Annotated in this window: 8 protein-coding genes; 3 read left to right on the top strand and 5 right to left on the bottom strand. The window is 42.8% G+C overall.

The features are described 5' to 3' along the window. Positions 1–194 precede the first annotated feature (194 nt). Complete coding sequence (locus BUE31_RS27070; protein WP_083620391.1) at positions 195–1,322, bottom strand: TlpA disulfide reductase family protein; 1,128 nt, start codon at positions 1,320–1,322, stop codon at positions 195–197. Positions 1,323–2,053: 731 nt separating this feature from the next. Between BUE31_RS27070 and BUE31_RS30850 the strand changes: the two genes are divergently transcribed. Continuing rightward, positions 2,054–2,602 carry a hypothetical protein gene (locus tag BUE31_RS30850; RefSeq protein ID WP_234997917.1) on the top strand — a complete coding sequence of 183 codons (549 nt, stop codon included), beginning with the start codon at positions 2,054–2,056 and terminating at the stop codon, positions 2,600–2,602. Between the two features lie 48 nt (positions 2,603–2,650). Here BUE31_RS30850 and BUE31_RS27060 read toward each other — a convergent pair whose 3' ends face one another. From BUE31_RS27060 to BUE31_RS27035, 4 genes are all read right to left on the bottom strand, one after another. Next, the gene (locus BUE31_RS27060; protein ID WP_083620388.1) at positions 2,651–6,310 is read right to left on the bottom strand and encodes an ABC transporter permease; all 3,660 of its coding nucleotides are present in this window, start codon (positions 6,308–6,310) and stop codon (positions 2,651–2,653) included. Positions 6,311–6,550: 240 nt separating this feature from the next. Next, positions 6,551–10,213, bottom strand: coding sequence for an ABC transporter permease (locus BUE31_RS27050; protein WP_083620386.1), 3,663 nt, complete (start codon positions 10,211–10,213; stop codon positions 6,551–6,553). A gap of 153 nt (positions 10,214–10,366) precedes the next feature. Continuing rightward, a complete protein-coding gene (locus BUE31_RS27040) occupies positions 10,367–12,745 on the bottom strand; it encodes an ABC transporter permease (protein ID WP_073406984.1) in 2,379 nt (792 codons plus the stop codon). Positions 12,746–12,960: 215 nt separating this feature from the next. Further along, on the bottom strand, positions 12,961–15,363 hold the full coding sequence (locus tag BUE31_RS27035; protein ID WP_073406983.1) for a prolyl oligopeptidase family serine peptidase: 2,403 nt from the start codon (positions 15,361–15,363) through the stop codon (positions 12,961–12,963). A gap of 132 nt (positions 15,364–15,495) precedes the next feature. Between BUE31_RS27035 and BUE31_RS27030 the strand changes: the two genes are divergently transcribed. Together BUE31_RS27030 and BUE31_RS27025 are read left to right on the top strand one after the other, a co-directional pair. Beyond that, a complete protein-coding gene (locus tag BUE31_RS27030) occupies positions 15,496–16,023 on the top strand; it encodes a GNAT family N-acetyltransferase (RefSeq protein ID WP_073406982.1) in 528 nt (175 codons plus the stop codon). A 417-nt stretch (positions 16,024–16,440) separates the two neighbouring features. Continuing rightward, positions 16,441–16,659 (top strand): hypothetical protein, encoded by a 219-nt coding sequence (locus tag BUE31_RS27025; protein WP_073406981.1) that lies wholly within the window; start codon positions 16,441–16,443, stop codon positions 16,657–16,659.

The raw sequence follows: 16,659 nt of genomic DNA, 5'->3' as shown, positions 1-16,659 counted from the left end.
AAAAAATATTTGTGCATGCCTTCTGCTATCTCATGTGGGTTCAATGGTTAAGAGGAAAGCTTAATAAATTTTAGGTCTAAGTTACGCGTTGCTAAACTTAGATCAGAGGGGGAAATGCTACCATAAATTTCGCACATTGGAGACTCAGTCTCCAGGCCTATTTTATTCGAAATCATAAACTACGAACAGCAGCGTTATTTGATTAATTTTTTGAGTGTCGGCAATAATTCGTCACCATTTATATTTTTTGCGATGATTATACCGTTTGGGTCTATGAGATAATTAGCCGGAATATCATAAACATAATATTTTACAGAAACATTATTACGCCAAAGTCCTAAATCTGATAGCTGGAACCAATTCAGACCATCTTGTTTGATAGCCCGAAGCCAGGGGGCTTTTTCACTATCGAGCGAGATCCCTAAAATCGAAAAATTACGGCTGCCGATCTGCTGCGAGGCTTTAACAATATTGGGGGTTTCGGCCCGGCATGGCACACACCACGACGCCCAAAAATCAATTAGCACGTATTTACCCTTAAAATCAGATAATTTTACCTGTTTACCACTGGTATCTGCCTGTGCAAAATCCGGCGCCTTACCACCAACAAACAGGCTATCGATTTTATACTTTAGCTCTTGCCCCCAAACGTTATGCGTGATATTTGCAGGCATGGCAGAAAATATGCGTTTAACTTGCGCCTCTGTAGTAGTTTGTTCCGGTTGATTGTAGGCGCTGTACAGTAAATAAGGGTTTAAATACGAGCCTGGATGTGTTTGGATCCAGGTTAAAGCTAACCGTTCGTATAGTTTGTCATCAAGTTCGGTAAGTTCGTCCCTTTTTTTGCTTTTTGCTGCTAAGGTATCTGCATTTGCTTTTTTATTCTTTGCATAGCTACTATAATCCCGGCTAACCTTTATGTATTCTAAATGAACAGGATCGTTTTTTACCTGGTTCTTAAACTGATCATATTCATCGGCCATTAAATTACCGGATATGGTTACGTTGGCCAACAGGGAATCTGAGAGCGTAACGTTAGCTATACCCGGCTGCAAATAAAGCTGCGTACGGTGTTTGCCAATAGTTAAAGAGTAAAATTCCCCGTTATTGTCTTTAAGTTTAAACTCAAACCGATTACTCTTAATATAGGCGCTATCCGTTTCTGATTTCCTGGCAGAAAATCGTCTCGGCATTACCCGCCTGATTATAATTTTAGTGCCATCCTTTATCAAAGGCGCATTACCATTTATAATCAAATTGTTTTGCGAACTCGCTATCCGGGGGATTGATAATAATAAAAGCAGTGTTATTAATTTCATCATTTGATCGCATCGTTAAAAAAAACCATAAACCATTAAAGCACAAATGCTTTAATGGTTTATAAGTAAAATACTAATACTGGCAACTTAATCGACTGGGGCAAAGGGAGGATGATGCACCCTGCCGGTTCAAGCGTCCCGCTTGAACCCAAACAAATGTAAGCGTCCCGCTTACAATAACTCTTTTGCAATGTCACAAAATATTCCGCACATTTATTACCATGCAACGCCTCAACCGGCGAGGTTTACTTCTTATGTATGTGGCGCTGGTTGGGATTAACATTACGTAAGAGACTCACTGAATTAATTATGTCCAGTGAGTCTCAAATTATTCCTTGAAAACGATGAAATATTTGATCTTTCTTTTATTGTTTGTTCCGCGGGTTGCATTTCCCCAACAAATTGAAACCGGAAGTTTTTGGCACGTTACGGTATCAGACGCCCTTACAGGGAAAAAAATACCCCGAGCCACAATGTCTATTAGTAATAAAAGGTATTTTATTGCCAATAGCAATGGACAAATTGCTATCGATAAAAAGTATCTAAACCTAAATGATACCTTAAAGGTATCATGTGTCGGGTATCAATTAAAAGCAGTTATCGTCGAAAAAAAATTTGCTTATCCGGACAGTATAAAATTGTCCGCCGTTAATATAGCGCTTAACGAGGTAGTTGTAAATTCTTCTAAGCGCCAATTGAAAATTGGCGACGTCAAAAAGGTTTATAGCAGCCACTTGCGTACAAATCCAAATTCAATATTCGCTCAATATATTCCTAATGACAAAGGAATTTCCGGAATTATTACGACAATTGAATACTTTGTTAACGACGAAAGCCGGGGAATTGAAAGGCCGTTTAAGGTTGGCCTTTACACAAAAAGCAAGGATAATGTGTTTCCGGATCAAAAATTACTAAATGATAGTGTTGTGATTTTTAATCCGAAGAAAAAAAAGAGAATAGTTGTTGATGTTTCTAAATACAATATCTCATTCCCAAAAGATGGCATAATGGCAGTTTTTGAAACGCTTTGTCCCGAAAGTTATGGAAGCGACCAATATTGGGAAAACGGACAGTTATATTCCAGGGTCCCGGGAATTGATATGGATCTAAAAAAAAAGGGGGATTTCTCAGCAGATCTTGAAAAGTTAAATAGAACTACGCCTTACGCTCTTGTAATGGATACAACTGCTGATGAAAGGTTCACTATAGAGGATGTGCATCAACATGCATTTATATATACTGATGGTAATAACTTTGCTATAGTAATAACTGTTGAACAATAACTATATACCGATAATCCCCGCCTGAACCGGCGGCGTGTTCTGCAATCACTATTCATTCCTCAACCCCTTCACCGGATTTGCCCTCGCTGACCTCATCGTCCTAAAACTAATAGTTGCCAATGCTATTAACAAAGCCCCTGCACCTGCCAGTATAAATATCCAAAAGCTCAAATTGGTATGATAGGCAAAATTCTGCAGCCACTTGTGTATAAAGAACCAGGCGATGGGCGAGGATATCAGCAATGAAATTGCTATCAACACAACCACTTCCCTATTCAGCATGGTTAATATATTGGTTATGCTGGCGCCAAGCACTTTCCTGATACTGATCTCTTTGGTCCTTCTTTCGGTAGTAAACATTGCCAACCCAAACAAACCCATGCACGAAATAAAGATAGTGATGAGCGTTGCTGTCCGCATAAGCCATGCTGTTTGTTGCTCACTTTCATAAAGCTTTGCAAGCGAATCGCCCAGAAAGGCATAATCAAAGGCTTCCTGGGGGTAAAGTTTTTTCCATTCCTTTGCGATGTGGCTTACCAGTAACGGCATATCGCCTTTCTGGAATTCAGCAGGAGTTAGCTTTAAAGCAATAGTCTTTTGTACGTCAGGGTTATTGGATATTGTGCACGGCAAAATTTGATGGTAAAATGATTCTTCGTAAAAATCAGCTACCACGCCCACTATAGGATAGGCTTTATCCCGCGCGGTATTCGCTAAAAGCCTGCCAATGGCCTGTTGCGGATCGCTAAACCCCATCGCCTTTGCCGCGGTTACGTTTATAAGGTATTCGGTTACGCTGTCGGTATGAAGCAAATTACGACCGGCAACTATTTTTATGTGGTAAAATGGCACAAAATCGGCATTGCCAGAATAGGCGTAAGACTCGATAGATTGCTTATTACTCCCCTTTAATTGTATTGCGTCTATCAGGTGGCTAATGCTTATCGGCGGGGTAACCTCTGTTATCACCTGTTCAATGCCGGGCAATCGTTTTATGTTTTCGGCAAGCACTTTCACTTTCCCAGGTTGTTCGCGAAACAGGGTTCTTAACGTGATGATATTGCTTGTTTTAACGCCCAGGTCAATGTTTTGCATATAGTTAACCTGCTTCTCAACTACTATAGTGCCGATAATGAAAATGAGCGATATGGTAAACTGGAAAACAATGAGGCTTTTACGCAGGTAGCCTTTATTGCCCGTTTTGTCACTCGTCCCGCCCTTCAGGCTGGCTACAGCCTTAAATGCCGATAACACCCTTGCAGGATAAAAACCAGCAAGCAGCGTAGTAAAAATTGCAATGCAGCCCAAAAACATCCAAGTGGTATAATCTGTAAAACTGAACTTTACGCCCGCCGGGATGTATGCGGTAAACAAATTGAGCAAAGGCTGCACGGCAATAACGGCTATGCCAATTGCCAGCAATGCCAGCGTGAAGGTTTCAATTAAAAATTGGATGAGTATGCCGCCCCGCCCGCTGCCCAGCACCTTGAGTATGCCTATATCCTTAGTGCGTTGTATGGATTGCGCAGTAGATAGATTAATGAAATTAATGGCTGCGATAAATAATATAAATAAGGCCACTGCCGAAAGAATATACAGCACCCTTAAATCGGCTTTATTGCCCCTGCCACCATATTCTTTGTGAAAATGAATACCGGTTAATGGTTGTAACCGGGCGTGCGTTCTCGGATTAGGGAGGGTATTGATATATTTTTTTATAAATGCCGGAAATTGGGCATCTATTTGTGAGGGATTCACGCCTGCCGGTAACTTTACCAGCACCTGGCTATCGCCATCAATTACATGCGGGTTATCCAATGAGATCCGGTGTCTTAAAAAACTGGTTTTAATGGTGCTGTAGGAAATAAAATCGGAAAAATTAAAATCGGAATTTTTATTCCAGTCTTGCAGGATCCCGGTCACTGTTACCGTAAGCGAATCGTCGTAGATGATTGTTCTGCCTATCATTTGGTCGGGCGGAAGGTTGCCGAAATAGGTTTGGGCACGGCTTTGTGTAAGCACTACCGTCATGGGGTTAGCGAGCGAGTTATTTTTATTGCCGCTTAGCCAGGTATATGGCAATATGTCGAAATAATCGGGCTGAGCAATTACTGCTGTTGTCTTATCGAATGTATTAACCGCTTTGTCGCCCGCTTTTATCGTCACTTTTGGCGTATATGGGTGAAAAGCTGCCACCGTTTCCAGCCCGGAAATATCATTGCGCATCGCATCGGGCATAGTGCCCGGGACCGAGTTCCAATGCGCAAGGGTGGCGTCAGGACCCCAGTTAGAACTTAGATCGACACAATAAATGCGTTCCTTATCGGGATGAAAAGCATCAAAGCTGAACTCAAAACTGGCTACCAGGTAAATAACCAGGCATCCGCAGATCCCCAGCGCAAGCCCTAATACATTAATGGCAGAATAGGTTTTGTGGCGTGCAATGTGGCGCCAGGCGTTTCTTAAATAATTTTTGAACATATAACTGCGGTTTAATTTCTCAGCATACCACTTCGGGATGGTTTGTTGGTTCGAAATTACCGTTGCCAATTGGGGATGTTGTCCTAAGTTATAAAATGGGAGTTCTTTTTTCAGATCAGCCTTATATTCCGCCGGGCTTTTACCTGCCTTTTCCTTAAAAATTCGGTGAAAGGCACTTTTAGAGTTGAAGCCGGAATCATAGGCGATGCCCATCAGCGTGATATGGTCGTAGGCGGGGTCCTGCATTTTCCTGATCACGTCGGCAACGCGATATTCATTAATAAAATCGTTAAAGCTTTTTTTGAGCGCTGTATTGATGATCCGGGATAATTCATGGGAGGTGAGGTCAAGCTTTTCAGCCAGTGAAACTAAACTCAGTTCCGGGTCTTCATAATAGCAGTTGGTTTTAACGATTTTTTTCAGCCAGATACCTTTTTGCTTCATCTCAGCAGGAAGCGGTGGCTTTAAAAACGGAGCAGCTTCTACAGGCACGCCAGTCCCCTGTCTTAAAAAAGCTGCGACCGCCATCCCTATAGTCACTACCGCTAAAAAAAGATATAAAGGATAATAAGCATATGTGTCTAACTGGTTATGGTAATAAAAGTAATCTACAGCCTTGAAGGGTATCCACAATAGCCATAATAGGTCGAAACCAATAAGTGAATTATGCAGCCACTGCAATTCGTGCAGGTACCGGTCGCCCTGGTTAAATTTCAGACCCCGGTAAAAGCGTTTTATCAGCCTGTGAGATGCGTACAGGTAGGTACCGACCGAAATAAAAGCCAGCAAGTGTAATATAGGGTTCAGTTGATGAAAGGCCTGCGTTTCATAAGTAGCTGCACCGGTTTTTATACTATCCCCAATTGCCAATGCCTGCGCCCCAAATTCCAGCAGCAACGGACTAAAATGCAACAGATCTTTCCAGCGGAGTTTATATTCGGGCCTGGTTATTTGAAGCACATAAAAATAGATCAGCGGGCCAAGTATCAGCGAAAATTGCAGCGGCAGCCAACTCCAATTAGTAATGTAAGTTGACAGCCCTATGTCGATGCCCAGTATCCTGGCTATCCATAAAACGATGGTTATCAGCGCCAGGGCTAATAAACGGTTTGCTGCCTGGTTGGTTTTTTGGGTGAACCATAAAAAAAAGGCAGTAGTGAGTCCGGTAAAGATTATCCCCAAAAAGGTCAGGTCGTAAAGGGTAATATGGAATGTATATGTATTCAATTCAAATATTTAAACGCAATAGCCATTCCAAACTTACAACTTATTGATATATAAAAAATTACATAGAATAAAAAAGGCTCGCCGTATCAAAACCGAACATTGAGCCGTTCGGTTTTGGACTATTAGGAGGCGGGCATCTACACTAAAGCAAAAAAGCCGCCCTACCTTCGTAAAGCGGCTTCATATCCTGTAGGGGAAGCTTTTCGAACCCCCTTTTTACACTAACCATTTCATAATCAATCATTCATCCCTCAACCCCGTTACCGGATTCGCCATTGCTGATCTCATCGTCCGGAAACTAATAGTCAAAAGTGCTATCAACATGGCCCCTGCGCCTGCCAGTATAAATATCCAAAAGCTCAGGTTGGTATGATAAGCAAAATTCTGCAGCCATTTATGAATAAAAAACCACGCTATAGGCGATGAAATCAGCAGCGAAATAGCTATCAGCACAACCACTTCCTTATTAAGCATGGTTAATATATTGGTTACACTCGCACCCAGCACTTTCCGGATGCTGATCTCTTTTGTCCGCCTTTCGGTAGTAAACATCGCCAAACCGAACAAACCCATGCACGAAATAAAGATGGTTATAAGCGTTGCCGTTCTCATAAGCCACTGTGTTTGCTGATCACTCTCATATAACCGGGCAATGGAATCGCCAAGGAAAGAATAGTCAAAGGGCTCTTCAGGATAAATTTTTTTCCATTCCTTCGCTATTCCGTTTACCAGTTTTGGTATATCACCTTTTTGAAATTCGGCAGGAGTTAACTTTAGCGCTATGCCTTTTTGAATTTGGGGGTCATTGGCAATAACTACCGGCATAATTTGCTGATGGAACGAATTCTCGTAAAAATCGGCTACCACACCGGCTATGGGATAAGCTTTATTCTGACCACCAAATAACAAAAGTTTACCAATGGCCTTTTCAGGATTATTAAATCCCAGCGCCCTTACCGCGGTTTCATTTAGCAGGTACTCCCTTGCACTGTCGCTGTGAAGCAAATTGCGGCCTGCAACTATTTTCATATTGTAAAATGGCACAAAGTCTTCATTGCCCGAATGTATAGAAGCATTGATAAAGTCGTTGTTCCTTCCCTGTAATTTGATCCCATTCCCATTATGCGCAAAGCCCATCGGCGGGAAAGCCTCCGTTATAACCTGGTCGACCCCGGGTAATTGTTTCACCTTTTGGGCAAGCACCTTCATTTTTCCCGTTTGATCATTCCACAAGCTTCGCAGGGTGATAATGTTACTGGTTTTAAAACCCAGTTCCTGGTTTTGCATGTAGCTGATCTGCCTGCCGATCCCAATGGTGCCGATAATGAAAATAAGGGATATGGTAAACTGGAAAACGATAAGGCTTTTACGCAGGTAACCTTTATTACCCATTTTTTCATTTATTTCGCCTTTAAGGCTGGCCACAGGCTTAAATACCGATAACTGTCTTGCGGGATAGAGCCCTGCCAGTAATGTGGTAAAAACTGCAACGCAGATAAGGAATATCCATGTGGTGTATTTCGTAAAATCGAATTTTACGCCGCGCGGGATATATGCAGCAAATAAATTCAACACAGGCTTTACAGCAATAACGGCTATTGCCACCGCAAGCAAGGCCAAAGTAAACGTTTCCGTCAAAAACTGGAAAAGGATAGCGCTTTTTCCGCTGCCCAGCACCTTTCGTATACCTATTTCTTTAGTCCTTTGTATGGATTGTGCAGTTGATAAATTAATAAAATTAACAGCCGCAATAAATAATATGAATATGGCTACTGCCGACAATATATACAATATTCTCAGGTCGGCCTTCCTTCCTTCACCACCATATTCCCGGTGAAAATGAATGCCGGTAAATGGCTGAAGCTGTATGTGTAGTTTGGTGTGCGGATCGGGGTCGATGTATTTTTTGATGAATGACGGGAATTGCTTGTCTATTTGTGCTGGATTAATGCTCACCGGTAATTTCACCAGTTCCTGGCTGCCATGACTCACTATTTGCCAGTTATCCAATGCGATCTGGTGTTTTAGAAAACTACTGTTAATGGTGCTGAATGAAATAAAATCGGAAAAGTTGAAATCGGAGTTTTTATTCCAGTCTTTCAAGATCCCTGTTACGGTTACTGTGAGCGAATCATCGTAAGTGATAGTTTTCCCTATCATTTCATCAGGCTGCAGGTCACCGAAATAGGTTTTCGCGCGGCTTTGGGTGAGCACTACGGTCATGGGGTTATTGAGCGATGTTTTTTTACTGCCGCTTAACCAGGTGTAGGGTAATATGTCAAAATAACTCGCGTCAGCAATTATCCCTTCTGTCCAGTCGAATGCCTTAATGACTTTGCCGCCCTCCTTAATCTTCACTTTTGGATTATAAAGCTGAAAAGCCGCTACTTTCTCAAGGCCCGACATTTCGTTCCGCATAGCATCAGGCATTGGTGCTGGCACCGAATTCCAATGAGCTTGGTCCGGGTCCGGATTGCCTGCTACGCTTGCATCTATGCAATAAATGCGTTCCTTATCGGGATGAAAGGTGTCGAAGCTGAACTCGAAACTTGTTATCAGGTAAATAACCAGGCACCCGCAAATACCCAGCGCAAGCCCCATAACATTAATAGCGGTATACATTTTATGGCGTGTGATATGGCGCCAGGCAGTTTTTAAATAATTGCTAAACATATAATTGAGGTTTAATTTCGTGCCCGTCCAATTCGGAGCGATTTGCTGGTACGAAATTACCGGTGCCATTCGTGAATAGAGTTCCAAGTTATAAGATGGGATTCCTTTTTTTCCTTCGGTCTTATATTCTGCCGGGCTTTTCCCGGTCACTTGTTTAAAAATGCGGTGAAAAGTGGTTTTGGAATTAAATCCCGATTCAAATGCAATACCCAGCAGGGTGAGATGATCATATGAGGGGTCTTGCATTTTCTGAACGACGTCCGCAACACGATATTCATTTATGAAATCATTGAAGCTTTTTTTAAGTACTGTATTGATGATCCGGGATAATTCGTGGGTTGTTAGCTCAAGCTTTTCAGCAAGTGAAACTAAACTCAGTTCCGGATCCTGGTAATACAAGTTGGTTTTGACGACTTTCTTTAGCCAAATACCTTTTTGCTTTAATTCAGCTGGCAGCGTTGGTTTAAAAACAGGAGGTGCCTGGGTCGCCATTCCGGCTTCCGGCCTGAAAAGAGCCTGGACTGCAATCCGGATCATCATTATCGTTAAAAGCAGATACAAGGGATAATAAGCATGGATGCCTAACCGGGAATGGTAATAAAAATAATCTACAGCGGTAAAAGGGATCCACAATAACCACAACAGTCCGAAACCTGTTAGCAAGCTACTCAGCCATCGCAATTCGTACCGGTACCGGTCACTCACATCATTAAATTTTTCCCGTTGATAAAAGCGTTCTATCAGCCTGAAAGACCAATACAAATAAGTGACGACCGAAATAAACGATAACAACTGCAATACCGGGTTCAACTGCTGAAAGGTTAGTGTATCATAAGTAGCCGCGCCGGAGCTTATGCTCTCCCTAATTTCAAACACCAAAACGCCCTGTTGCAGCCACAGTGGGCTGAAATGCAGCAGATCCTTAAGGCGGAGTTTATATTCAGGCCGGGTTAGTTTAAGCACATAAAAATAAATCAGGGGGCCAAGTGCCAGCGAAAACTGTAGCGGCAGCCAACTCCAGCGGGGAAAGTAGGAACTCAACCGGACGTCAACACCCAACATCCAGGCAATCCATAAAACGACGATTGCCAGCGCCAAACCAAAAAACCGGTTAGCAGTTTGGTTGATCCTTTTGACAAACCACAACTGTAGGGCCAAACCCAGCCCGATAAATATCGTTCCCAGGAAAGCCACGTCATAGGGGGTGATATGGAAAGTATATGTATTCAAGTAAATTAACTATCTCAACCGTTGTTCCAAACTACTAACTTTCTGGCATATAACGCATTGTATTTTATTTAAACAACTCATTGTAACGATATTAAACATCAGGCTGTTCGGTTTTGAATTGCGGGAAAGATTACTGCTCACCGCCAGCTCACCTCATTCGCTTCTCAAACTCTTCACCGGGTTTGCCATCGCAGCTTTTATGGCCTGGAAGCTTACCGTTAGTATCGTTATTAAAATTGCCCCTGCACCGGCTGCTGCGAAGATCCACCAGGAGATCTCTGCCCTGTATTCATAATTCTGCAGCCATTTATGCATCAAATAAAAGGCAAGCGGCGAGGCAATAAGCAATGAAATAACAACAAGCAGTACGAAATCTTTCGATAACAATTGCCAAAGCCTGAATACCGAAGCGCCAAGTACTTTTCTTACGCCAATTTCTTTTACACGCTGCTCTGCTATAAATGAGGCCATCCCAAAGATCCCGAGGCACGAAATGAAGATTGCAAGAACTGCAAAGAAACCTGCAAGTTTCCCAACGCGTTCCTCCATGTTAAACTTCCGGGCGTATTCGTCATCGGCAAACTTGTATTCAAAAGGTTGTCCCGGATTATATTGCGCGTAAACCTGTGCTACTTTTTTAAGTGCCCCGTTAACAGCTGCTCCTGGTTTCATTTTGATATTCAAAACATTCATCTGCCCAGGGTTCATAAAGAAAACAGCGGGTTGAACCGGGGTAAACGGCGAATTCATCACCATATCTTTTATCACGCCTATAATGTGAAAATTATAGCCATACCAGTGCACTATCTGGCCAATGGGATTTTTAAAGCCCATCATTTTAGCAGCCGATTCATTTATCACGAAACAAAACCCATCGGCCCCTCCAGTTTCCGATCTGTAATCTCTGCCGGCTGTAAACTGCCAGCCAATGGTTTTCCCATATTCTTTAGAAATGCCTACCGTTGCAAAATTTTGTGTGCCGTTTTTATCCCTCCCCTCCCAGTCAAAGTTCGATTGGGAATTCCACGACTCTGTTACGGGGGTAGTGGACAATGCAACACCTGATACCGCACCGGTTTTGATCAAATCATCCTGAAAAGCACCGAATTGCGTATGAATATTTGAGGTAAGGGTTTCAACAGTGATCAATCCATCCCTATGATAACCTACAGGCCGGTCTTTAGCAAATTGTACCTGGCGGAAAACAACAATAGTGCTGATGATGATTGCTATGGATACTGTAAACTGCAAAACCACCAGCACCTTACGCGGCACAGTAGCCAGCCGGCCTGCTTTGTAAGTGCCTTTTAATACCTTAACCGGTTGAAAAGACGAAAGATAAAACGCTGGATAACTGCCGGCTATTAAACCCGCAACAAGGGTAAAGCCAAGGCCGGCAGCCCAAAACAAAGGACTCTTCAGCGGCAGATTCATATTTGCAGCTGCTATTTCATTAAAGCCCGGAAGCAACAAAACCACCAGCAGCAGGGAAAGTGCAAACGCCATGAAAGCCATCAGCAACGATTCACTAAAAAACTGGTAGATCAGCTGGCCCCGTCGTGATCCGATAGCCTTTCGGATCCCGACCTCTTTCGCCCGTTTCTCGCTCTTTGCCGTGGCCAGGTTCATGAAATTGATGCAGGCCAGCAGCAGCACAAACAGCCCGATTGCACCAAACAACCATACATATTGGATCCGGCCGCCAACATTTACACCACTCTTAAATTCGGCATATAAATGCCATTTACGCATAGGGTGAAGGAAAATAACCGGTTTAAAGTTCTTCTCAGCGTTATCCGATTTTAGATATTTTGAATCCTTAATTTTTGCAGATGCTTTATCCACATCAACTCCATCAGCCATCTGCACATAAATTTTCCAGTTGTTATTATTCCAGTTTTGAATGTTGTCTGCTACTGCCTTCCCCTGTAACTCCCAGGGCACTATAAATTGAAGATCGTGTAAGGTTGTGTTCGCTGGCAGGTCTTCATAAACACCTGTAACTTTAAGGCTCTCTGTATTATCAAATTTTATGAGCCTGTTTATAGGATCTTTGTCGCCAAAAATAGCCGTTGCAACCGTATGTGATAACAGGATGGTGTGTGGGTCCTTTAAGCCATTGCCCGACCCGCTTATCATCTTCAATGAAAATAATGAAGGCGCATCCGCCTGCATGTAATTTCCGTTTTTTACAAAATGATTATTCTCTGATGCCAATATATGCTTCCCGGTGCCTGATGACATCACTACCTTTTTGAATTCACGCCCATAAGTGGTTCGCAGTTCCTCTCCAAGCGGCATTGGAATGGTAGGTTGTGTAGAGGTCTCTCCACTAAAGGTTTGGTTCTGCAACACCTGGGCTATGCTATTATAATTTCGGTGATATTTGTCAAAAGACAGTTCATCGTTAATCCAAAGCCCTATTAACAGCGTCACCGCCATCCCGGCTGATAAGCCGGTAATATTAAGCAGGGAATGCATTTTGTTTTTTGTAAGGCTGCGAAAGGCGGTTTTGAAATAGTTTTTTAACATGGCGGTAATGATCAAAGTTAACAACTGTACGAATCAATTCGTATAAAATCCATTCCACTACGTTAACTATTTATTTATCAATACATTAATAACAAATCAACATACAAATGCTGTATCAAAACCGTACACATGATGTTCAATAACGCAACAAGTTTCCACAAAAAAAGCTCCCCGGTTACACGGGAAGCTTTTAAAACAAGTATCGGAATAATGCTTTATTTCTTCAGCGTAGTTTCAAACAATTTAAAAATACGTTTATATTCATCAGTCCAGCTGCTGGGTTGTACAAAACCGTGGTCTTCCACCGGATATGATGCCAGCTCCCAGTTTTCTTTGTGCAGCTCGATTAATCGCTGACTTAAACGAATAATATCCTGGTAGTTTACATTCTGGTCAACCATGCCATGCAACATCAGCAGGTTTCCTTTAAGGCCATTGGCAAAATAGATAGGCGAGCTTAGGCGATAGGATTTTTCATCGTTATACGGCTCGTTCAAAATTTCATCGGTATAGCCGTGGTTGTAATGCGCCCAATCGGTAACAGAGCGGATAGCGCCACCCGCAGCCCATGTATCGGGTTCGGTGAACAAGGCCATCAGGGTAATAAACCCACCGTACGAGCCACCGTACAAACCAACGTGCTTAGGGTTAACGCCATATTTATCAACCAGCATCTTTACACCATCTTCCTGGTCGGTAAGGTCTTTACCGCCCATGTGGCGATAAATGGCGGTACGCCAGTCGCGACCATAACCGGCACTGCCTGAGTAATCAACATCCAGTACGGTATAGCCATTATCGGCCAGCATATTGTTAAACATATACTCGCGAAAATAGGAGCTCCACCAGTAATGTACGTTTTGCAGGTACCCAGCCCCGTGTACAAATACCACAGCCGGTTTCGCCGGGTCCTGTTTTTCAGGAACATAAAGGCGTGCATAAACATCGCTGCCATAACGGTTTTTAAAGGTGATTACCTGTGGTTCGCGCCATTGGTATGATTTAAATTCTTCTGTTGTTGAATTGGTAACCTGCTCAGCTTTTGCACCCGGTTTATTTGGCTGTATATACAGTTCCCACGGTTTGTTTGAGTAGGAGTAACGGATCGCCAGCCATTTTTCATCAGGCGAAAGGGTTACTTCATTACCACCTTTCATGGTGGTGATTTTAACAGGCTCGCCGCCGCTTACCGGGATGCGGTAAAAATGCGTAATGCCCGGATGCTCCGCATTGGCGGTAAAATAAAATGTTTTTTTATCGTTTGATAGCAGTAGGGTTTGCACTTCCCACTTACCACTGGTGAGTTGCTTTTTTGTTCCGTTTGTTACATCCAGCAGGTAAATGTGCGCATATCCGCTGGCTTCACTTTCAAAATAAAAGTGGGTATTATCGCTCCAGCCAGCATTGCCCTGTCCGGGGCCGCCAACCCATGCGTCATTATGCTCGCGGTCCATTAAACTCAGGCTTCCTGTTGCTGGGTCAAGCTTCATTACCCACTTATCCTTATTATCCTGGGCGCTTACTTCAACAATAGCATTTTTGCCATCTTCGCTCCAGTAAGTTCCGCGGATCACCACCTGCCTGTCCTCGTTGCTTTTGGTGCGCTTTTCCAGTTCTTTGGGGTAATCTTTTACATAGTCGGGCAGGTCCTTTATCCCCGGGATATTTGAGATTACAATTTTGTAAACGGTATCTCTTTGCGTATCAAAAACAAAGGATTCAAAAGTAGTTTGCGGCCCGCCCACCTTAGTGCGGTTAGGAATATCCTCGGTAAAGCCTGATGCCGTTACATAATCAGGCACAATGGCATTTTTTACGCCATCGGGGTTTTTGGCAAGGCGATAAGTAATATAGCGACCATCCGGACTAAGCTGAATCCCGCCAACAGAGCGGTCGTCAGTAGTTATCTCCTTTAATTTTTTTGTTTCAAACTCCTTGCGCTCAATCGAGTCAAGCTTCCTGTCTTTATCCCTTACTTTTATAATATCAAACAATTCAAGCTGCTCACTTTTAAGCCAGCGTTCCTGCTGGTTGCCTGCGGCCTTATCATCAACTGCTTTGCGGGTGCCGGCGCCCCTTCGGCTTGCAGGCTGTGCTGCCGGGGTTGCTGCTGCTGAACGTGTAAAATTGGTTAGCTGCGCCAACTCCCCGCCATTGATCCGGAGCGAATACAGGTTATCGCCTTTTGTAAATATTATTTTACTTTCATCACCACTAAAAGAAGGGCTGTTCTCCCGGTCAACGGTGTTGGTTAACTGTTGGATCTTACCCGTTTTAAGGTCTGAGAGCCAGATATCGCCGTCTTTTTCAAAAACTTTCAAGGTGCGTTTCTTATTCCATTCGCCATATTCTGGCATCAGGGCTTTTTGCTCATCAATACTAACTTTTCCGGGTTTAATATTTGTTGGTGTTATTGCAAATAGTTGCTCGCGGTCTGCATTATCCGGGTTCCATTTAAAAAAAATCTTTTTGCTGTCATCGCTCCAGCGGATGTTTGAAGGCGATATGCCGATCCATTTTGGGTCGCGCATTATTTTTTCAATAGATAAGGTGCCAAGCTTCTGGGCAAATACACCTGTACAGATAGGTAATAAAAAAAGGGTAATTATTTTTTTCATATTGGGTCAGTTTATTATTAACAGATCAGCTTATCGTGATAAAATAGTGTTACCCTTAATAAACCTAATCAACCCCACAATATAAACAGTTTCCCTAATCATTCGTATTTTTAGCATTGTTTTGTTACAAAAATGGAAATTAAAGGACAAGGTTTTTCGCTTCGTGGATGGAGGATTGACGATGCTGCGTCATTGCAGAAGCATGCCGATAACATTAATGTTTCCTCGTACCTCTTTAACAGATTTCCGCACCCCTACACTATGGGTAATGCCGTTGAATGGATAAGCCGTATGATGAAACAGGATCCGCTGCTCAATTTTGTTATTGATGTTGATGGCGAGTTAGCGGGTGTTATCGGGATTGATATGCGGAATGATATTTACCAAAAAGCGCCATTAATAGGCTACTGGCTTGGCGAAACCTACTGGGGTAGTGGTATAATGCCGCAAGCAGTAAAACTAATGGTTAATTATGCATTTACCCATATGGATATTGTACGCCTGCAGGCAGGGGTATTTAGTAATAATCCACGATCAATGCGGGTATTGGAAAAAGCCGATTTTGTAAAAGAAGGCATTTTGAAAAGCGCCATCATTAAATACGGGGTGATTTTGGATGAGCATGTTTATGGGTTGGTGAAGTGGGTGATTCCTTCTTAATTCATATGCCATATTATCCGCAGGCCTTCGACCTGCGCTGACATATTAGACCCCTTCGGGGCCAGGAAATCAGGAAAAACCAAAGCCCTGAAGGGGCGAAACCTATCAGCACAGGTCGCAGGCCTGTGATAACATATGCGACAACGTAAAAACATCCCTTATCAAACGTATTTATACTCAACACAATAGCGTAATAACCCTTTCATAATCAGGTGGTAGTACGCTTGATTACGGTTTCATCCTGCACTACTTTTACCAATGATAAATAAGCATAAATTATTGTACTGAACAGCAGGGCGTTCATGTAATTCTATAATTAGCTGAAGGCATTTACATCTACCTATGTAAAAACACATCAGCAACCCGAAAGCCGAAAAGGGTAAACAGAGTAGGCAGGCAATTACAAATACTAATATTATGGCAACTGAAAGAAAATTTTCAAAGGCTACACCTATTTATGTATCGGTGCCGTCAAAAATGTCGCTTGAGCAAACTCACGAGGTGACAAAAAAAATTTTAGGCCTTGTTGGCTGTCCCGGATGTTATTCAGGGTTTCATTTCCAGTTTATTGATGAAATTGAAATGATAACCGCCCGCATTGATGCTAAAGGGATAAATGTTGGCCCCAGCTTTTAA

Source organism: Mucilaginibacter sp. OK098, from assembly GCF_900142915.1.
Classification (GTDB): Bacteria; Bacteroidota; Bacteroidia; order Sphingobacteriales; family Sphingobacteriaceae; genus Mucilaginibacter.
The sequence above is the reverse complement of the archived record's forward strand: the minus strand, read 5'-3'. Positions and strand labels throughout refer to the sequence as shown.

Coding starts and splice junctions, on each gene's coding strand:
- BUE31_RS27030 (WP_073406982.1), top strand. CDS start 15,496: ATGGAAATTAAAGGACAAGGTTTTTCGCTTCGTGGATGGAGGATTGAC.
- BUE31_RS27025 (WP_073406981.1), top strand. CDS start 16,441: ATGGCAACTGAAAGAAAATTTTCAAAGGCTACACCTATTTATGTATCG.
- BUE31_RS27035 (WP_073406983.1), bottom strand. CDS start 15,363: ATGAAAAAAATAATTACCCTTTTTTTATTACCTATCTGTACAGGTGTA.
- BUE31_RS27040 (WP_073406984.1), bottom strand. CDS start 12,745: ATGTTAAAAAACTATTTCAAAACCGCCTTTCGCAGCCTTACAAAAAAC.
- BUE31_RS27070 (WP_083620391.1), bottom strand. CDS start 1,322: ATGATGAAATTAATAACACTGCTTTTATTATTATCAATCCCCCGGATA.